The following is a 17,091-nucleotide window of genomic DNA, read 5'->3' as shown; positions in this document are numbered from 1 at the left end:
GCCCGATCGATGACCGGGCGGTTTATGCGTGTGTGGTTACTTGCGGTGCGGCCTCGCGGACGCCTTGATCCACATGATCGGCGAATTGGGCAAAGTTCTCGACAAACTGGTCGACCAGGCGGCCGGCAGTGGCGTCATAGTCCGCCTTGTTGTTCCAGGTCGCCCGCGGATCGAGGATCGCGCTGTCGACGCCATTGACCGCGACGGGGACCATGAAGCCGAAATTCGGATCCTTGCGGAACTCGGCCTGGGCCAGGCTGCCGTCGAGCGCGGCGTTGAGCAGCGCGCGGGTCACCTTGATCGGCATGCGCTTGATCCCAGGATCGGTGGCGCGGCCGCCGCTCCAGCCGGTGTTGACCAGCCAGCAATCCACCCCGCCCTTGGCGATCCGCTCCTTGAGGAGGTTGCCATACACCGCCGGGTGGCGCGGCATGAAGGCGGCGCCGAAGCAGGTGGAGAAGGTCGCCTCAGGCTCGGTCACGCCGATCTCGGTGCCGGCCACCTTGGCGGTGTAGCCCGAGAGGAAGTGGTACATCGCCTGGTCCGGCGTCAGCTTCGCGATCGGCGGCATCACCCCGAAAGCGTCCGCGGTCAGGAAGATGATGTTGCGCGGGACTGGCCCGAGGTTGCGCTCCGAGGTGTTGGGGATGAAGTCGATCGGATAGGCACCGCGGCTGTTCTCGGCGAGGCTATTGTCCGCCAGGTCGAGCGTGCGGCTCGCCTCGTCCATCACGACATTCTCGAGCACCGTGCCGAAACGCTTCGTCGTCGCGAAGATCTCCGGCTCGGCTTCGGCCGAGAGGTTGATCATCTTGGCGTAGCAGCCGCCCTCGAAGTTGAAGACGGCGGTGTCCGACCAGCCATGCTCGTCATCGCCGATCAGCGTGCGCGACGCATCGGCCGACAGCGTGGTCTTGCCGGTGCCTGACAGGCCGAAGAACACCGCGGTGTCGCCGTCCGGACCAATGTTCGCCGAGCAATGCATCGGCATGATGCCGTCCTGCGGGAGGAGATAATTGAGCAGCCCGAAGACGCTCTTCTTCATCTCGCCGGCATAGGCGGTGCCGCCGATCAGGATCAGCTTCTCGGTGAAGCTGACCGCGATCACCGTCTCGCTGCGGCAGCCATGGCGCTCGGGATCGGCGCGGAAGCTCGGCAGGTCGATGATCGTGTATTCGGGTACGAAGCCGGGGAGCTCGGTCCCCTCGGGGCGGACGAGCATCGTGCGGATGAACAGATTGTGCCAGGCCAGCTCGTTGATCACGCGCACATTGACGCGGTGCTCGGGCTGCGAGCCGCCATAGAGGTCCTGGACGAACAGCGTGTCGCGGTTCGCCAGCTCGGCGAGGAAATCGGTCTTGAGCGCCGCGAAATGCGCCGGGCTGATCTCCTTGTTGACCTTGCCCCACCAGACGCTGTCCTCGGTCGTCGCGTCGCGGACGATGAACTTGTCCTTGGCGCTACGGCCGGTGTGCTTGCCGGTGGTGACGACCAGCGGGCCATCCTTGGCCAGCTCGCCCTCGCCGCGGGTCACGGCCTGCTCGACGAGCTGGGCGGTTTCGAGGTTCCAGAAAATATCGGCGCCCGTCCCGATGCCCATCGCATCGAGACCATGGCGCGGCATGCGCTCGGTCAAATTAGCCTCCGTCTCCACACACCCTTTGGGGTGTCCTTGCCCGGGCTGTTCTCGCCCAGTGCAATATTATTGCGCGGCCATAGGCCCGCGCCCGAAACAGGGTCAACCCGAGTAAACGTTGTCAGCCGATTGAGCGGCAAAGAAGTTTCGGTTACGCCGTCCAATCAATGGTTCCGAGTGCCCCAAACGCATGACCGCTACGATCGCGCTGGTCGATGACGACCGCAATATCCTGACCTCCGTCTCGATCGCCCTGCAGACCGAGGGTTTCCTGACGCGAGTCTATTCCGATGGCGAGAGCGCGCTGAAGGCGCTGATCGACAATCCGCCCGACCTGGCGGTGCTCGACATCAAGATGCCGAAGATGGACGGGCTCGAACTGCTGCGGAAGCTGCGCGAGAAGAGCACGATCCCGGTGATCTTCCTGACCAGCAAGGACGACGAGCTGGACGAGGCGCTGGGCCTTGCGATGGGCGCGGACGATTATATCGCCAAGCCGTTCTCGCAGCGCCTGCTGATCGCCCGCATCCGCGCGATCCTGCGCCGTACCGAGGCGGCCCAGCCGAGCGCGGAAGGTGGTGAGGAAGTCACCGCCGAGGCGCTGGAGCGCGGCCGGCTGACCATGGACCCGGCGCGCCACCGCGTGACCTGGAACGGAACCAACGTGACGCTTACCGTCACCGAGTTCCTGATCCTCGAGACGCTGGCGCAGCGCCCGGGGATCGTGAAGACCCGCAACCAGCTGATGGATGCCGCCTATCAGGACGACATCTATGTCGACGACCGAACGATCGACAGCCACATCAAGCGCGTCCGCCGCAAATTCCGGCAAGTCGATTCGGAATTCGATGCTATCGAGACGCTCTATGGCGCGGGCTACCGGTTCTCGGACGAGTAAGGACGAGCGCGACCTCGCGCTCAAATGGTCCAATCGCGTCAGCCTGACGCCGCGAATCCTCGCGGTGAACATCGTCGCGCTCGCCTTGCTGGGCGGCGGCTTCTCCTATCTCGACTCGTTCCGCAGCCGGATCGTTGACAGCCGGGTGGAGCAGGCGAGCCGCGAGGTGCGGCTGATCGCCCAGGCGCTCGCCTCGACCAAGGACGAGAAGCGCCGCGACCTGCTGGTGCTGAGCCTGGCGCGTGACACCGGCACGCGGATCCGGCTGTTCGACGAGAAGGGCAAGCTGCTCGCCGACAGCAAGGTGCTCGGGCTGCGCAACGTGGTGCTGCGCGATCCGGACAAGGATCCCTGGGGGATCGAAGCGGCGCGCATCCTTGATGCGGTGATCGACACGGTGGCGGGCGCCGACCGCGCCCCGCTCTACCGCGAGCGGGCCGCCGACCAGGGGCTCGACTGGCCCGATGTGCGTACCGCCGTCTCGGCGCATGGCACGCCGGCGACGGTGTGGCGGGCGCCCGACCGCACCCCGGTGATCACCGCCGCCGCGCCGATCACCGAGCTGGGCGTGGTGATGACCACGGTCAACGCCCGCGACATCACCCAGACGGTGCGCGCCGAGCGCTTCCGGCTGGGCATGGTGCTGCTGTTCGTCTCGGTCTTCTCGATCCTGCTCTCGCTGTTCCTGGCGCGGACGATCGTGCGGCCGCTGCGCCTGCTCGCCCGCGCGGCGATCCGGGTACGGCTGGGGCGCGCCCGCGAAGTGGTGGTCCCCCGCCTGCCCGACCGCAGCGACGAGATCGGCCTGCTCGCACGCGCGCTTTCCGACATGACCCAGGCGCTGCGCGCACGGATCGACGCGACCGAGGCCTTTGCGGCGGACGTGACCCACGAGCTCAAGAACCCCCTCGCCTCACTCCGCTCCGCCGTCGATGGGATGGCAGCGGTGAAGAAGAAGGAACATCGCGACCAGCTGCTCGAGATCGTCCGCGACGACGTGTTGCGGCTCGACCGGCTGATCACCGACATCTCCGAGGCCTCGCGGCTCGACGCGCAGCTCAGCCGCGCCACCTTCGAGCCGGTCGATATCGGGGCGATGATCCAGGCGCTGCTCGACCAGCGCGAGGCGCGCGGCATTTCGAACGGCATCCGCATCGCCTTCGATCGCAGCGCCCATGTCGAGCTCACCGTGCTCGGCGAAGGCGCGCGGCTGGAGCGGGTGTTCGAGAACCTTATCGAGAACGCCATCTCCTTCTCGCCGCCCAAGGGGCTGATCGCGATCTCGGCGGCCAGCGACGAGGAATATCTGACGATCCGCGTCGAGGACGAAGGTCCCGGCGTGCCCGAGGAGGCGCGCGACAACATCTTCCGCCGCTTCCACTCGGTGCGGCCGCAGGACGAGGCGTTCGGCCAGCACTCCGGCCTGGGGCTTGCCATCGCCCGCACGATCGTTGAGGGCCACCAGGGGAGCATTTCAGTCGAATCGCGGGAGGATCGATTGAGCGGGGCACGATTCGTCGTTCGTCTGCCACTGGCGGGACGTAACTAAATGGCCGAGCTGTCTTCGGAATCCATCCTGGCCGCCTGTGTGGCGATCGATGGGAAGGGTGTGTTGATCGAGGCGCGCGACGATGCGCAGCGCACCGACCTGCTGCTCCGGCTGCTCGATCGCGGCGCGACCCTGGTGGTCGATGCGCGCACCGTCTGCGTCCGTCGCGGCAAGACGCTGTGCGCCACGGTGCCGGTGGGCACCGGCGGGCGGGTCGATATCCGCGGCATCGGGCCGGTGGAGATGCCGAACCTTGACGAGGCACCCGTGGCGCTGGCCGTGGTGGTGCTGGACGACGCGCCGCGCCTGCCCGAGGACCGCCGCACGCGCCGCATCGCGGGTGTCGAGATCCCGGTGCTCGCGCTCGGCCCCGGCGAGCCCGCCGCTCCCATCAAGGTCGAATATGCGCTAAAGGCCTTCGCACGATGAGCAAGGCGCGGCCCAAGCAGATTCTGCTCGTCACCGGCATGTCCGGCGCGGGCAAGTCTACGGTCCTTCGAACGCTGGAGGACCTGGGCTGGGAGGTCGTCGACAACCTGCCGCTGCTGCTGCTCAACCGCCTGCTCGACACCGCGCCCTCCGAGGGGCTGGACGTGGACGACGACCGCCCTCTGGCGATCGGCATCGGCACCCAGACGCGCGGCTTCGACCCCGAAAGCATCGTGCGGCGCATCAAGAAGCTGCGCGAGGATCATGGCCACGACGTCGGCACGCTGTTCCTCGAATGCTCGGGCGCCGAGCTGGAGCGGCGCTATTCGGAGACGCGCCGCCGCCACCCGCTCGCCCAGGATCGTCCGGCATGGGACGGGATCGCCCATGAGCGCGAGCTGCTCATGCCGCTGCGCCGCTGGGCGAATCGGCTGATCGACACGACGGACCTGAGCTCGAACGAACTGGCCCAGCAGATTCGCGCGACCTTCTCGGGCGAGGGCCTGGGCGAGACGGTGATCTCGGTCGTCTCCTTCGGCTTCGCCCGCGGCCTGCCGCGCGACGCGGACCTGGTGTTCGACATGCGCTTCCTGCGCAACCCGCACTGGGTGCCGGAACTGCGGCCGGGGACCGGCAAGGACGCCGATGTCTCCGCCTACATCGCCGCCGACCCCGCCTATCCCGAGGCGATGGCGCAGATCGAGTCGCTGCTGCTGCTGCTGCTCCCGCGCTATCAGGCGGAGGGGAAGGCCTATGTTACGATAGCGTTCGGATGCACCGGAGGCCGCCACCGGTCGGTTCATGTCGCCGAACGGATGGCCGCCCGGTTGCGCGACGCGGGTTTTTCGCCCACGGTGGCGCATCGTGATACCAAGACCGCGCCGCAGGACTCGCTGGAGGGGGCCCCGGTGACCACGGCAGGGGGCGGAGTTTGAGATGATCGGTTTGGTGCTCGTGACGCACGGACGACTCGCAGAGGAGTTCGTAGTCGCGATGGAGCATGTAGTGGGCAACCAGGAGCAGATCGCCTCGATCTGCATCGGGCCCGAGGACGATATGGAAGGTCGCCGCGCGGACATCGCCGAGGCGATCAAGGGCGTCGATTCGGGCCGCGGGGTGATCGTGCTGAGCGATCTGTTCGGCGGCACGCCGTCGAATCTCGCCATTTCGCTGATGGAGGCAGGCCGGGTCGAAGTGATCGCGGGCATCAACCTGCCGATGCTGATCCGCCTGGGCAGCGCGCGCAAGACGATGAAGGTCACCGAGGCGGTGGCCGCCGCCCGGGACGCGGGCCGGAAATACATCACCGTAGCATCCGAAGTATTGGGAGAGGCTGCCGCTTGAGTCGCACGATCCGAAACGTCACGATCTCGAACAAGCGCGGCCTGCACGCGCGTGCCAGCATGGCCTTCGTGACGCTCGCCACCGCCCAGCCGGTCGAACTCACCGTCGAGAAGGACGGCAACACCGCCTCGGGCACGTCGATCCTCGACCTGATGATGCTCGGCGCCGCCAAGGGCGACACCATCTCGATCAGCGCGGAAGGCGCCGGCGCGGACGGCGCGGTGCAGGCACTGGTCGAGCTGGTCGAGGCGCGGTTCAACGAGGAGTGATCCCTGCGCTCCTGCGGAAGCAGGCGCCCAGGATTGCAAGCTCCGTCGCCCGTGACCCTAGGCCTCCTGCTTTCGCAGGAGCACGAGAGAAGCTAGGGGAACTGATGCCTCGCGAAATCACTGCCTTTTCCAATCCGCTCATCAAGCGCGTCCGCAACCTGCGCGACAAGAAGCATCGCCGCGAGGAAGGCCTGTTCCTCGCCGAGGGGCTGCGCATCCTGACCGAGGCGCACGAGGCCGGGCGGGTGCCGGAATATCTGTTCTACGCCAGGGACATGGCCGGCCATGCGCTGGTCCGCGCGCTGGTCGACGCGACCGAGGCCGAGGGCGGCTGGGCGGTCGAGACCAATGCCGACATCCTCTCCAAGCTCTCGGGCAAGGACAATCCGGGCGCCGTCGTCGGCGTCTATCCCGACTTCGCCGTCACCCTGGCCGATCTCGACCGGAGCAGCGCGGGCATCTGGCTGGTCGCCGAGCGGCTGCGCGATCCGGGCAATCTCGGCACCATCCTGCGCACTGCCGATGCCGTCGGCGCGGGCGGGCTGATCCTGATCGACGACTGTGTCGATCCCTTCTCGGTCGAGGCCGTACGTGCCAGCATGGGCGCGCTGTTCACCGTGCCGGTGGCGCGATCGAGTTGGGGCGACTTCCTCGTCTGGCTGCGCAAGGGGCCGGGCCAGCTGGTCGGGCTCAGCCTCGACACCGAGCATGACTATCGCGCGCCGCTCTACGAGGCACCGACCTTCCTGCTGACCGGCAACGAGGCGCAGGGCATGCCGGGCTTCATGGCCGAGGCCTGCGACCTGCTGGTCAAGATCCCGATGCTCGGCAAGGCGGACAGCCTCAACGCGGCGATCGCCACCGCCGTGATGGCCTATGAGGTGCTCGGCCAGCAGCGAAGCTGAACGCCAGCTAATCGTTACGGCCATGGACCGTTCAGGCCGTCCCACGCATTGTGTTCCGCATAGAGGGAGTGAACCAATGCGACTTTCGACCATCGCCGCCGCCAGCCTGATCGCGCTGACCGTCCTGCCCGCCGCGGCGCAGGCCCAGGCGGATTATCGCGCCAGCGGCACCGAGCCGTTCTGGAGCCTGACCATCGGCGCGCGGACGATGCGCTTCGAGGCGCCGGGCCGCCAGCCGGTGAGCGTGCCGACGCCCAAGGTGATCCACGGCTTTGCCGGCGAGATCTGGCAGACGCGCCGGATCAACGTGAACACCAACCATCGCCCGTGCAGCGACGGGATGAGCGACCGCAGCTATCCCGACACGGTAACCGTCACCGTCGATGGCCGCACCTATCAGGGCTGCGGCGGCGAGCCGCGTGCCGAGGCCGGCAGCGGCCTGATCGACGGCAACTGGCAGATCAGCGCGCTCAATGGCCGTCCGGTGGTGCGGGGCACCCGCCCCTCGGTTTCGTTCGACAAGGGCCGCGTCTCGGGCAATGCCGGCTGCAACCGCTTCACCGGCAGCTACAGCTTCACCCGCGGCCGGCTGACCACCGGCGGGGTGGCGAGCACCCGGATGGCCTGTGTCGACCGTGCCCGGAACCTGCAGGAGCAGGCGATCCTGGGCCTGCTCGGCGAGCGGCTGACCATCTCGTGGGGCTGCCGCGGCGGCCGGCTGGTGCTGAGCAACGCCCGCGGCCGCACCATGACGCTGGTCCGCGGCCGGCCCTGACCGGGACTCTCGGCTCGCGGGGGGGGGGCGAGGCCATCGCCGCGCGCGAAGTCCGACCGTCATCCCGGCGAACGCCGGGATCTCAGGCGATGGCGGGAAAAAGAGCCGCACGAGACCCCGGCTTTCGCCGGGGTGACGGATAATGGCCGGGACAACGGCCATTGCGTCACGCGCTTACTCGGCTCCGATCCTATCTTTCCAACCGTGCAAAGAGCGGCCCGGTCACAGAACCCGGCCCCGATAGCGAAGCAGGCGAAATCCTACATTGCAAGGATGCCGCAACGGCCTAGCCCGTCTTCTTCTTCGCCTTCTGCTCCTCGATATATTGCAGCTCGTCCTTCACCCGCTGGTCGTTGGGCGAGACTTCCAGGCATTTGCGGAACAGCGCCGCGGCCTCGTCGAGCCGGCCCATCTCGATCATGTCATAGGCCATGCCGAACCAGGCGCGGCGCAGCGACTTGTTCCGCCGGTCGCCTTCCTGGCGCAGCGCCGAATCCGCGGCGCGGGCGTAGAAGTCATAGGAACGCTGCCAGTTCTTCTGCGCCTGATAGGCATAGCCGAGCTCGGACAGGTAATGCGGATGGAAGGGCGCCAGCGCCACCGAGCGCTCGAGGAAGGGCACCGCCGCATCGAGCTGCTTCAGGTCGATCAGCGCGAAGCCCTTGGCCCACAAGGCGATGCACCAGCCGCCTTCCGCCAGCGTGTAATCCTTGCCCGCGACCCCTGGATAGGCCTTGGTCTCGGCCGGCTCGACATCGCACAAAGGCTTGGGCTTGCCGGCATAGCGGCGCTCATAGTCGGCGAGCAGCGGGTTGAGCTTGTCCACCGCCAGTTGCGGCTGGCCGCCCTGGATCAGCTGGACGATCTCGCCGAGCCTGGCGTCGTTCGTCGATTCCTGAGCGATAGCGGTGCCTAGCGGAGCCGCGGCAAGCAGGAGCGCAAGAACAAGCTTCATCGAATTCCCCTCCATCCGATTCGGACCCGAAACCTAGCGGCAAACGCCCCGGCCGCCATAGCGCAGGTTATTCCGCCGCTTCCGCCTCCGGCTCGCCGGCATGGCTGGCGAGCAGCTCGACCGGGGGCACCGCCTCGATCTCGCGCGCGCCGGTCTCGACGTTCAGCTCCTTGAGCTTGCGGGCCGAGACCAAAGCGCGGGTCTCGAGGCTGGAGGCGAAGGTGTTGAAGTTCTTGACCGCGGTGTTGAGCCCCGAGCCGACCACGCGCAGATCGCCCAGCGCCTTGGCGAGCCGGTCGTACAGCTCCTTGCCGAGCTCGCCGATCTGTCGGGCTTCCTTGGCCAGCTTCTCCTGGCGCCACACCGCCGCGACGGTGCGCGCGATCGCGATCAGGTTGGTCGGAGTGGCGAGCAGCACGCGTTTCTCGAAGGCGAAGTCCCACAGGGTCGGGTCATGCTCAAGCGCCGCCGAGAGGAAATGCTCACCGGGGACAAACATGATCACATAGTCGGGGGCTTCAGCGAACTGGCTCCAATAGGCCTTGTTCCCCAACCCGTTGACGTGGGAGCGCATCGAGGCAGCGTGTAGTTCGAGTCCACGCTGGCGCTCGACTTCGTCCACCGCGCCGAACGCGTCCTGATAGGCATTGAGCGAGACCTTGGCGTCGATCACCAGCGCGCGGCCGCCGGGCACATGGACGATCGCATCGGGCCGCAGCCGCCCGCCATCCTCGCCGGCGACGTTCACCTCGGTATCGAAATCGGTGTGCTCGGAGAGGCCACAAGTCTCCAGCACGTTGCGCAGCTGCTGCTCGCCCCAGCGGCCGCGCGCCTTGGGCGCGTTGCGCAGCGAATTGACCAGCTTGGCCGCCTCGGCGCTCACTCGCTCCTGGCCGATCCGCATCTGCTCGATCTGGCCCTTGAGATCGCCAAAGGCATCGCGCCGCTCGGCCTCGACCTTGGCGACGCCTTCCTCATAGCGCTGGAGCCGCTCGTTGACCGGCTGGAGCAGGGCCTTGAGGTTCTGGCCCGAAGTCTGCTCGGATTCCTTGAACCGCTCCTCGGCACGCTTGAGAAAGGCTTCCTGCGTCTCGGTGAGCATCATTTGGGAGAGTTCGCGGAACTGGCCCGCCATCGCCTCGCGCGCGCCCTTGAACTCCGCGAACCTTTCCTCGAACGCCTCCGCCTTGGTGCGCAACTCGGTCACCAGGAGGCGGGCATGGTCACGCTCGTCGCGCACAAGCTCGACCTGGGCGCGCAGCGCCTCGGCATGGCTGGCGCGCTCCTCGGCCGCCGCCAGATCAGTGATCGCCGCCTTGAACTGCGCCTCGCGCGCATCGCGCTCGGCCCGCATCTGCGCCGCCGGGCGACCGCCAAGGAACATGCCCAGGCCGAGCCCTATGACGAGCGCGGCGACCGCAACCCCTAGCGCCAGCAAATCCAACACGAGCCTCCCGGAAGTTCACTAAGTTCACGACATGCACGCGCGGGAGACGCCCGATCGGGCAGGTGCCCCGCGCGAGGACATCAATGACCCGGGAACATAACTCGAACGATCCGTGTAGGACAGGGTTAATTTAGGGTCCGGTTCCGACCCATCTTCACTTGTCTGCATATATCCGATCCCCGACCATGGCGCACCGCCCGAAATCGGGGGAATCGAGGGTCGCGCGTTCGCATTCGTCCCATCGCAACCAGCGAAAAAGGAACACGCACATGGCCCTCACCTACCATCTGACCCGTGGATGCCTGAACAACGTCGATGACGCCGCCGGCCGCTTCCAGATCGAAGGCGGCAAGCTCAGCGACGCCAAGAAGCAGCCCGTCGGCACCTATTCGATCGTGCGGCGGATCAGTTGCGGCACCGAGGCGTTCAACACCGCCCAGGTCTGGATCACGCTGTTCTTCGGCAAGCTTCCGGACACGAAGATCCCGCCCGAGAACATCACGCTGCACGGCTCGCACGACTTCAACAGCGGCGACGGCGTGGGCAGCGTCAGCGCTGCCTCGAGCAGCTTCGCCGCCCAGATCGGCAAGCAGTACAAGTCCGCGTCGTCGAGCGGAACGATCGTGATCGGCTGACGCGGCACCCAAGGGGCCGCGCGCCGGAGATCAGGCCGCGGCCCTGCGGGCCTTGTTGAGCTTCTTGAGGATCATGTCACGCTTCAGGCGCGAGAGATGGTCGATGAAGACGATGCCCTGCAGGTGATCCATCTCATGCTGGATGCAGGTGGCGAGCAGCCCTTCGAACAGCTCGTCATGCGCCGCGCCATTCTCGTCGAGCCAGCGCACGCGGCAGCGCGCGGGGCGCTCGACATCGGCGAACTGCTCGGGGATCGACAGGCAGCCTTCGGTATAGACCGACTGCTCCTCGGCCGGATCGAGGATTTCGGGGTTGATGAAGACGCGCGGCTCGCGGATCGGCTTGCCGTCCTCGTCCTCATTCTCCTGGAGGTCCATGACGATCAGGCGCTTGGGCACGCCGACCTGGATCGCGGCGAGGCCGATGCCGGGCGCGTCGTACATCGTGTCGAACATGTCCGCGATCAGGTCGCGCAGCTCGTCGGTCACCTCCGCGACGGGTTCGGAGATGAGACGCAGACGCGGATCGGGTACTTCGACGATAGGTAGAATGGCCATGCGGGTAATTTAGGCCAGCGGGGCGTCGGAATCAATTCCTCCCCTCCCTGGAAGGGAGGGGTCGGGGGTGGGTCGATGCCCGCGATACATTGAGGTGCGGGGTGAACCGACAGTATCGCCAGGCCTCCACCCACCCCTAGCCCCTCCCTTCCAGGGAGGGGGACAGGTCACGCTACCGGCCGTCTCGCCCGCAGCGCCTGGGCGAGCGTGCCTTCGTCGAGATAGTCGAGCTCGCCGCCCACCGGCAGGCCGTGGGCGAGCTGGGTGACGCGGACGGGATAGGTCTCGATCCGCTCGGCGATGTAATGGGCGGTGGTCTGGCCCTCGAGCGTGGCGTTCATCGCCAGCACCACTTCGTCGATCCCGCCCGCGGCGATGCGGGCGACCAGCCGGTCGATGCGCAGGTCCTCGGGCCGCACGCCCTCCAGCGCCGACAGGCGGCCGCCGAGGACGTGGAAACGCCCGGGGAACAGGCGCGAGCGATCGAGCGCCCAGAGGTCGGCCACTTCCTCGACCACGCAGAGCGAGCGCACGTCGCGGCGCGGATCGGCGCAGATCTGGCAGGGGTCGCTGGTGTCGACATTGCCGCAGGTGCCGCAGGTGGCGAGGTTGCGGCTGACCGCGCCCAGTGCGGCGAGCAGCGGGTCGAGCGCGGTCTCGCGCTTCTTGAGCAGATGGAGCACCGCGCGGCGCGCCGAACGCGGGCCGAGGCCGGGCAATCGCGACAGGGCCTGGGTGAGCGCTTCGATCTCGGGAGATGCCATGGGAAGGGAGATAAGCGAGGCGGAACGGAAAGAAAACACCCTGCCCCTTGCCCTCATCCCGCCTTCTATTCCGTCATCCCCGCGAAGGCGGGGATCCAGGGCAACGGAGCGACGTCCTTCACGACTCTGGAACCCCGCCTTCGCGGGGATGACGGCAGGATGTTGGAGGGCTAAAGCCCCCCCATGCGAGTGATATTCATGGGAACGCCCGAATTCGCCGTGCCGGTGCTCGACGCGCTGGTGGCGGCCGGGCACGACGTCGTGGCGGCGTACAGCCAGCCGCCCCGGGCAGGCGGACGGCGCGGCAAGGCGCTCACCCCCTCCCCGGTGCAGGCCCGTGCCGAGGCGCTGGGGATCGCGGTGCGCACGCCGCTTTCCTTCCGCAAGGACCCCGAGGCGCTGCCGGCGTTCCAGGCGCTGGAGGCGGATGTGGCAGTGGTCGCGGCGTACGGCCTGATCCTGCCCCAGGCGGTGCTCGATGCACCGAAGCATGGCTGCCTCAACGTGCACGGCTCGCTGCTGCCGCGCTGGCGGGGCGCCGCGCCGGTCCAGCGGGCGATCCTGGCCGGCGACGAAGAGACGGGCGTCGGCATCATGCAGATGGAAGCCGGGCTCGATACCGGGCCGGTGCGGCTGGAGGCGCGGGTTCCGATCGGCCCTTCCGATACCAGCGGCGTGCTTTCCCAGCGGCTCTCGCTGCTCGGCGCGAAGTTGATGGTGGAGGTGCTCGGCGACCTGGCTGGCTATCCCCCGCAGGTGCAGCCCGAGGAAGGCGTGACCTATGCCGCCAAGATCGACAAGGCCGAGGCGCGGATCGACTGGAGCGTCGGGGCGCACCAGGTCGATCGCCAGGTCCGCGCCTTCAATCCCGCGCCCGGGGCATGGTTCGAGCATGAAGGCGAGCGCATCAAGATACTGACCGCCCATGTCCGGAGCGCGTCCGACAATCCGGGCGACGTGCACTACCGCACCACGCCGGGGCTCGTGCTCGACGCGCAGCTGACCATCGGCTGCGGCGACGGCGCCCTCCGGCCGGAGACCGTGCAGCGGGCGGGACGTGGCGTCATGACGGTGACCGAGCTGCTGCGGGGCTTTCCGATCCCGCCGGGAATCCGGCTTTGACGCGGTTCGCGCTGACGGTGGAGTTTGACGGCCGGCCCTTCATGGGCTGGCAGCGGCAGGACCATGGCCCGAGCGTCCAGCAGGCGATCGAGGACGCCGCCTTTGCGGTGACCGGCGAGCGCACCTCGGTGCAGGCGGCGGGGCGCACCGATGCGGGCGTCCACGGCCTGGGCATGCGGGCGCATATCGATATCGAAAAGCCGATCAGCGCCTTCCGGCTGATGGAAGCCCTGAACGCACGCGTGCGGCCCAACCCGGTGGCGATCCTCGATTGCGTCGAGGTCTCGGACGACTGGCATGCACGTTTCTCGTGTGTTGCACGCCATTATGAATATCGAATCTCAACAAGGCGGGCGCCGCTTACCTGGGAGAAGGGCCTGGCCTGGCGGGTGATCCCGCCGCTCGATGCGGGGCTGATGGCCGAGGGCGCGGCACGGCTGGTGGGGCGGCACGACTTCACCACCTTCCGCTCGGCGCATTGCCAGGCGGACAGCCCGCTGCGCACGCTCGACCGGCTCGAGGTGGTGGCGGACGACGAGCGGATCAGCGTGTTCGCCTCGGCGCGCTCGTTCCTGCATCATCAGGTGCGCTCGATGGTCGGCTGCATCGTGCTGGTCGGCCAGGGACGCTGGACACCCGACGACATGACCGCGGCGCTGGAAGCCCGCGACCGCGCGGCGCTGGGGTTGAACGCGCCGTCGGACGGGCTGTTCTTCCTGCGGGCGGATTATCCCGCTAGCGGCTGAACCGCGCCGCCAGCTCGACATGGGTCGACCAGCGGAACTGGCCGACCGGCTGGATCCAGTCGAGGCGATAGCCGCCCTGGCATAGAATCTCCGCATCCCGCGCGAAAGTATTGGGATTGCAGGAAACATGCGCCACCAGCGGCGTCCGCGCCCTGGCGATCTCGGCGGCCTGCTCGCGGGCGCCGGCGCGGGGTGGGTCGATCACTGCGGCTTCGAACTTGTCGAGGTCGCCAGCCGTCACCGGGCGGCGGAACAGGTCGCGGTGGTCGGCGAAGACCATGCGCCGTGCATTGCCCGCGGCGGCCTTGAGCGACAGGATCGAGTCCCGCGCCGCCTCGGCCGCATAGACCTTGGCGTTGGGGAAGGCGAAGGTGAAGGTGCCAAGGCCCGCGAAGAGATCGGCGACGGTGCCGGCATCTCCGACGATCTCGCGCACGGCAGCGACCAGCGCGGCCTCACCCTCCGGCGTCGCCTGAAGGAAATTGCCCTGGGGGAACGGCACAGGCACGCCGCCGAGCGTAATCGTCACCGGATCGGGCTCCCAGCGCGCCGTCGGCCCGAGGCCCTCGTCGATCGAGAAGCGGGCGAGCTGATGGCGGTGCGCGAAGGCGGTGATCGCCTCGGCGGCGGCGAGGCCCTCGGCCTCCAGCCCGTCGAGAAGGACGTCGATGCCCTGGTCGGCCCTGGCGAGATGGACGTTGATCCGGCGCGAGGTCGGCAGCAGCGCGGCGAGCAGGCCGCGGAGCGGCGCCAGTAGCGCGAACAGCGCGGGATCGAGGACGTGGCATTCCTGCAGGTCGATCAGCGTGTGGCTGCCCTGGCCGGTGAAACCGAGCAGCACCTGGCGGCCGCGGCGCTCGGTATGGAGCGTGGCGCGGCGGCGGGTCCTGGGCGGCGAGAGCAAGGGCGGGCGGATCTCGGTCTCGAGCTTGTGCTGGGCGAGCGCACCGGCGATCCGGTCAACGATGAAGGCGCTCCAGCTGGCATCGTCGAGATGCTGGAGCTGGCAGCCGCCGCATTCGGGGAAATGCCGGCAGGGCGGTTCCTGGTGATGCGGGCCGCGGGTGATCGCGCCGTGCGCATCGACCTGGTCGCCGGGGGCGGTGAAGGGGATGTAGCGGCCATCGTCGGTGATGCCCTCACCGCGGCCGGCGACCTTCAGGACGGTGCTCAGAGACATTCGGAGATCGCTTGGGGAAGATGCATCGGCAGCGCATCGGCGATGAAGGCCGGTCCTGCAAGAGCGGCGGCGCGGGCGTGGAGCCAGACCGCTGTTTCCGCGGCATTTTTATTGCCCGAGGCGACCTGGGCGGCGAGCGTGCCCGCGAGCACGTCGCCGGTGCCGGCGGTGGAGAGCCAGGACGAGGCCTGGGCCAGCACGCGGACCTCGCCGCGAGGGCTGGCGATCACCGTATCGGCACCCTTGTGGATCACCGTCGCACGGGTTTCCGATGCCGCTGCAAGGGTTTGGGCGATCTTGTCACCATCGCCTTCGAACATCCGCCCGAACTCGCCGGCATGCGGCGTGAGCCAGGTGGCGGCATTGCGGCGCTGGAGCCAGGCGGTGGCGGACTTGCCGAGCAGGGTCAGCGCATCGCCGTCGAGGATGAGAGGAAGATCGGCGCCGAGCGCGGCCTTGAGCAGCCCCTCGGCGCGGCGATCCCGGCCCAGGCCGGGGCCGATGACGACAGCCCCGATACGGTTCTCGGTTAGGAAATCCGCCAGATCGTCGCCATTCGCGATCCTGTGGCGCACCAAGGCGTCGGGTCCGCCGCTGCTGTCACCGGCGCAGGCGAGAATCGTGTAGCCCGCGCCGCCTGCCATCGCGGCATGGGCTGCGAGGCGCGCGGCACCGGGCATGTCGCCCTCGACCACCACGACCAGCCCACGGCTATACTTGTGCGCGCGCGGCCCCGGGGCGGCGAGCTTCGGGCGCGCGACGGTCCGCCAGTTGGTATCGACGGGGATATCGATATCGGCGAGCAGGACATGGCCGCAACGCTCGAGCCCGGCGCCGAGGACATGGGCGGGCTTGAGCGCGCCGAGCGCCAGCGTCGCGCTGATGCCGCGGGGGACGCCGAGATCGGCGCCGCTGTCGGTGGCGAGGCCCGAAGGCAGGTCGATCGCGAGGCTGAAGCGGGCGCCATGGACCAGCTCGGCGAAGACCGGGGCGATGCCGCGTTCCAGCGGGCGGGTCAGGCCGGTGCCGAACAGGCCGTCGATCAGCACCGGGCGCGGCCGGGCGCGGTAGAGCGAGTCCACCTCCCCGCCCCAGCGCTCCAGCATCGTGCGGGCCGCGGGGGTGCCCGGCTCGCCCGAGGCGGCGATGGCGACGTCATGGCCGGCTGCCTTCAACAGGCGCGCGGCGACATAGGCGTCCCCGCCATTGTTGCCCGGGCCGGCGAGGACGAGGATCGGAGCGCCAGGCGCGAAACGCGCCGCCTCGCGCGCCACGGCGGCGCCGGCGCGCTCCATCACGTCGAGCTGGGGTTCACGGCGGAACACCGCCTCCTCGGCGGCGCGCATCTGGGCAGCGGTGACGATCGGTGCGCCGGGCGGGATCATTTGCCCGGTTTGGCCCCGCGCACGGTCGCAGGCAAGCGGTAGCGCGCGCCACCGATCGCGACTTCGATCTGATCGGGTGCGAGGATCGTCACCTCGGCCTTCTCGGCGCCGTCCGCCGCGATCACCCCGCGACCGTCGGTGGTGACGAGCAGGCGGCGGAAACCGCCGTCCGGATGGCGCAGGGTGAGGAACAGGCCGTCCTGCGACTGGGTGCGGTCGATCGTGCAGGCAAAGGCGAAGGTCTCGGCGCCGGGCGGGGCGCATTCGATGCGGCCCTCGGCCTTCTCCATCTTCTCGGCGTGGATTTCGTTGCGGGCCTCGGCGGCCTTGTCGCGGACCTGGGTGTTGCAGGCGGTGAGGAGGAGTAACGATGCGAGCGCATAAACTCCCCTCCCTGGAAGGGAGGGGTCGGGGGTGAGTCGATGACCGCGATACGGCAAGCGCATCGCTTCTGGCCTCAGTATCGCCAGGCCTCCACCCACCCCTAGCCCCTC

The 17,091-nt window shown here is 68.3% G+C and carries 19 protein-coding genes; 11 read left to right on the top strand and 8 right to left on the bottom strand.

Features of this window, described 5'->3' with window-relative positions; genetic code table 11:
* Positions 1–22 precede the first annotated feature (22 nt).
* The gene (locus ACEN8G_RS08560; protein WP_413417850.1) at positions 23–1,624 is read right to left on the bottom strand and encodes a phosphoenolpyruvate carboxykinase; all 1,602 of its coding nucleotides are present in this window, start codon (positions 1,622–1,624) and stop codon (positions 23–25) included.
* A gap of 202 nt (positions 1,625–1,826) precedes the next feature.
* Between ACEN8G_RS08560 and ACEN8G_RS08555 the strand changes: the two genes are divergently transcribed.
* The 8 genes from ACEN8G_RS08555 (at position 1,827) to ACEN8G_RS08520 (ending at position 7,805) form a co-directional block, all read left to right on the top strand.
* Positions 1,827–2,534 carry a response regulator transcription factor gene (locus tag ACEN8G_RS08555; protein ID WP_184166614.1) on the top strand — a complete coding sequence of 236 codons (708 nt, stop codon included), beginning with the start codon at positions 1,827–1,829 and terminating at the stop codon, positions 2,532–2,534.
* A complete protein-coding gene (locus tag ACEN8G_RS08550) occupies positions 2,503–4,083 on the top strand; it encodes a stimulus-sensing domain-containing protein (RefSeq protein WP_413417846.1) in 1,581 nt (526 codons plus the stop codon). The genes ACEN8G_RS08555 and ACEN8G_RS08550 overlap by 32 nt, the downstream gene beginning before the upstream one ends.
* On the top strand, positions 4,084–4,512 hold the full coding sequence (locus ACEN8G_RS08545; protein ID WP_413417844.1) for an aldolase: 429 nt from the start codon (positions 4,084–4,086) through the stop codon (positions 4,510–4,512).
* The gene (rapZ, locus tag ACEN8G_RS08540) at positions 4,509–5,447 is read left to right on the top strand and encodes an RNase adapter RapZ (protein ID WP_413417842.1); all 939 of its coding nucleotides are present in this window, start codon (positions 4,509–4,511) and stop codon (positions 5,445–5,447) included. Before ACEN8G_RS08545 ends, rapZ begins: the two co-directional genes overlap by 4 nt.
* 1 nt (position 5,448) lies before the next feature.
* On the top strand, positions 5,449–5,856 hold the full coding sequence (locus ACEN8G_RS08535; protein ID WP_413417840.1) for a PTS sugar transporter subunit IIA: 408 nt from the start codon (positions 5,449–5,451) through the stop codon (positions 5,854–5,856).
* Positions 5,853–6,125 (top strand): HPr family phosphocarrier protein, encoded by a 273-nt coding sequence (locus tag ACEN8G_RS08530; RefSeq protein ID WP_183995472.1) that lies wholly within the window; start codon positions 5,853–5,855, stop codon positions 6,123–6,125. Before ACEN8G_RS08535 ends, ACEN8G_RS08530 begins: the two co-directional genes overlap by 4 nt.
* 104 nt (positions 6,126–6,229) lie before the next feature.
* The gene (locus ACEN8G_RS08525; protein WP_413417837.1) at positions 6,230–7,030 is read left to right on the top strand and encodes a TrmH family RNA methyltransferase; all 801 of its coding nucleotides are present in this window, start codon (positions 6,230–6,232) and stop codon (positions 7,028–7,030) included.
* Between the two features lie 76 nt (positions 7,031–7,106).
* A complete protein-coding gene (locus ACEN8G_RS08520) occupies positions 7,107–7,805 on the top strand; it encodes an META domain-containing protein (RefSeq protein WP_413740770.1) in 699 nt (232 codons plus the stop codon).
* A 286-nt stretch (positions 7,806–8,091) separates the two neighbouring features.
* Here the strand turns inward: ACEN8G_RS08520 and ACEN8G_RS08515 are convergent, their stop codons facing one another.
* Together ACEN8G_RS08515 and ACEN8G_RS08510 are read right to left on the bottom strand one after the other, a co-directional pair.
* Entirely contained in the window at positions 8,092–8,760 is a 669-nt protein-coding gene (locus ACEN8G_RS08515) for a tetratricopeptide repeat protein (RefSeq protein ID WP_413417833.1), read from the bottom strand.
* A 67-nt stretch (positions 8,761–8,827) separates the two neighbouring features.
* Positions 8,828–10,144, bottom strand: coding sequence for a DNA recombination protein RmuC (locus tag ACEN8G_RS08510; protein ID WP_413417848.1), 1,317 nt, complete (start codon positions 10,142–10,144; stop codon positions 8,828–8,830).
* Positions 10,145–10,476: 332 nt separating this feature from the next.
* Between ACEN8G_RS08510 and ACEN8G_RS08505 the strand changes: the two genes are divergently transcribed.
* Positions 10,477–10,842: a hypothetical protein gene (locus ACEN8G_RS08505; RefSeq protein ID WP_413417831.1), complete on the top strand. Its 366-nt coding sequence runs from the start codon at positions 10,477–10,479 to the stop codon at positions 10,840–10,842.
* A 30-nt stretch (positions 10,843–10,872) separates the two neighbouring features.
* Here ACEN8G_RS08505 and def read toward each other — a convergent pair whose 3' ends face one another.
* Positions 10,873–11,400: a peptide deformylase gene (gene def / locus ACEN8G_RS08500; RefSeq protein ID WP_413417829.1), complete on the bottom strand. Its 528-nt coding sequence runs from the start codon at positions 11,398–11,400 to the stop codon at positions 10,873–10,875.
* A 167-nt stretch (positions 11,401–11,567) separates the two neighbouring features.
* Positions 11,568–12,164, bottom strand: a complete 597-nt coding sequence (recR, locus tag ACEN8G_RS08495) for a recombination mediator RecR (protein WP_307119366.1) — start codon at positions 12,162–12,164, stop codon at positions 11,568–11,570.
* A gap of 183 nt (positions 12,165–12,347) precedes the next feature.
* On the opposite strand from recR, the gene fmt reads away from it, so the two are divergent.
* Together fmt and truA are read left to right on the top strand one after the other, a co-directional pair.
* The gene (fmt, locus tag ACEN8G_RS08490; RefSeq protein ID WP_413418655.1) at positions 12,348–13,286 is read left to right on the top strand and encodes a methionyl-tRNA formyltransferase; all 939 of its coding nucleotides are present in this window, start codon (positions 12,348–12,350) and stop codon (positions 13,284–13,286) included.
* Positions 13,283–14,032 (top strand): tRNA pseudouridine(38-40) synthase TruA, encoded by a 750-nt coding sequence (gene truA, locus ACEN8G_RS08485; protein ID WP_413418653.1) that lies wholly within the window; start codon positions 13,283–13,285, stop codon positions 14,030–14,032. The genes fmt and truA overlap by 4 nt, the downstream gene beginning before the upstream one ends.
* Here truA and ACEN8G_RS08480 read toward each other — a convergent pair.
* Genes ACEN8G_RS08480 through ACEN8G_RS08470 form a run of 3 tightly spaced genes read right to left on the bottom strand, consistent with a single transcriptional unit; the run spans position 14,022 to position 17,043 of the window.
* A complete protein-coding gene (locus ACEN8G_RS08480; protein ID WP_413418651.1) occupies positions 14,022–15,212 on the bottom strand; it encodes a class I SAM-dependent RNA methyltransferase in 1,191 nt (396 codons plus the stop codon). The two genes, truA and ACEN8G_RS08480, sit on opposite strands and share 11 nt — an antisense overlap.
* Positions 15,203–16,597, bottom strand: coding sequence for an NAD(P)H-hydrate dehydratase (locus ACEN8G_RS08475; protein ID WP_413418649.1), 1,395 nt, complete (start codon positions 16,595–16,597; stop codon positions 15,203–15,205). Before ACEN8G_RS08475 ends, ACEN8G_RS08480 begins: the two co-directional genes overlap by 10 nt.
* Complete coding sequence (locus ACEN8G_RS08470; protein ID WP_413418647.1) at positions 16,594–17,043, bottom strand: hypothetical protein; 450 nt, start codon at positions 17,041–17,043, stop codon at positions 16,594–16,596. The genes ACEN8G_RS08475 and ACEN8G_RS08470 overlap by 4 nt, the downstream gene beginning before the upstream one ends.
* Positions 17,044–17,091 lie beyond the last annotated feature (48 nt).

Origin of the sequence: Sphingomonas sp. Sphisp66, from assembly GCF_047324325.1 — a bacterium.
Lineage (GTDB): Bacteria > Pseudomonadota > Alphaproteobacteria > Sphingomonadales > Sphingomonadaceae > Sphingomonas.
Note: the sequence above shows the minus strand (reverse complement) of the source record. Positions and strands in the feature narration are given on the sequence as shown.

Bases quoted from the DNA above. Each gene is read 5' to 3' on its own strand.
- ACEN8G_RS08560 (WP_413417850.1), bottom strand. From the start codon at position 1,624: ATGCCGCGCCATGGTCTCGATGCGATGGGCATCGGGACGGGCGCCGAT.
- ACEN8G_RS08555 (WP_184166614.1), top strand. From the start codon at position 1,827: ATGACCGCTACGATCGCGCTGGTCGATGACGACCGCAATATCCTGACC.
- ACEN8G_RS08550 (WP_413417846.1), top strand. From the start codon at position 2,503: ATGGCGCGGGCTACCGGTTCTCGGACGAGTAAGGACGAGCGCGACCTC.
- ACEN8G_RS08545 (WP_413417844.1), top strand. From the start codon at position 4,084: ATGGCCGAGCTGTCTTCGGAATCCATCCTGGCCGCCTGTGTGGCGATC.
- rapZ (WP_413417842.1), top strand. From the start codon at position 4,509: ATGAGCAAGGCGCGGCCCAAGCAGATTCTGCTCGTCACCGGCATGTCC.
- ACEN8G_RS08535 (WP_413417840.1), top strand. From the start codon at position 5,449: ATGATCGGTTTGGTGCTCGTGACGCACGGACGACTCGCAGAGGAGTTC.
- ACEN8G_RS08525 (WP_413417837.1), top strand. From the start codon at position 6,230: ATGCCTCGCGAAATCACTGCCTTTTCCAATCCGCTCATCAAGCGCGTC.
- ACEN8G_RS08520 (WP_413740770.1), top strand. From the start codon at position 7,107: ATGCGACTTTCGACCATCGCCGCCGCCAGCCTGATCGCGCTGACCGTC.
- ACEN8G_RS08515 (WP_413417833.1), bottom strand. From the start codon at position 8,760: ATGAAGCTTGTTCTTGCGCTCCTGCTTGCCGCGGCTCCGCTAGGCACC.
- ACEN8G_RS08510 (WP_413417848.1), bottom strand. From the start codon at position 10,144: ATGTTCCTTGGCGGTCGCCCGGCGGCGCAGATGCGGGCCGAGCGCGAT.
- ACEN8G_RS08505 (WP_413417831.1), top strand. From the start codon at position 10,477: ATGGCCCTCACCTACCATCTGACCCGTGGATGCCTGAACAACGTCGAT.
- def (WP_413417829.1), bottom strand. From the start codon at position 11,400: ATGGCCATTCTACCTATCGTCGAAGTACCCGATCCGCGTCTGCGTCTC.
- recR (WP_307119366.1), bottom strand. From the start codon at position 12,164: ATGGCATCTCCCGAGATCGAAGCGCTCACCCAGGCCCTGTCGCGATTG.
- fmt (WP_413418655.1), top strand. From the start codon at position 12,348: ATGCGAGTGATATTCATGGGAACGCCCGAATTCGCCGTGCCGGTGCTC.
- ACEN8G_RS08480 (WP_413418651.1), bottom strand. From the start codon at position 15,212: ATGTCTCTGAGCACCGTCCTGAAGGTCGCCGGCCGCGGTGAGGGCATC.
- ACEN8G_RS08475 (WP_413418649.1), bottom strand. From the start codon at position 16,597: ATGATCCCGCCCGGCGCACCGATCGTCACCGCTGCCCAGATGCGCGCC.
- ACEN8G_RS08470 (WP_413418647.1), bottom strand. From the start codon at position 17,043: ATGCGCTTGCCGTATCGCGGTCATCGACTCACCCCCGACCCCTCCCTT.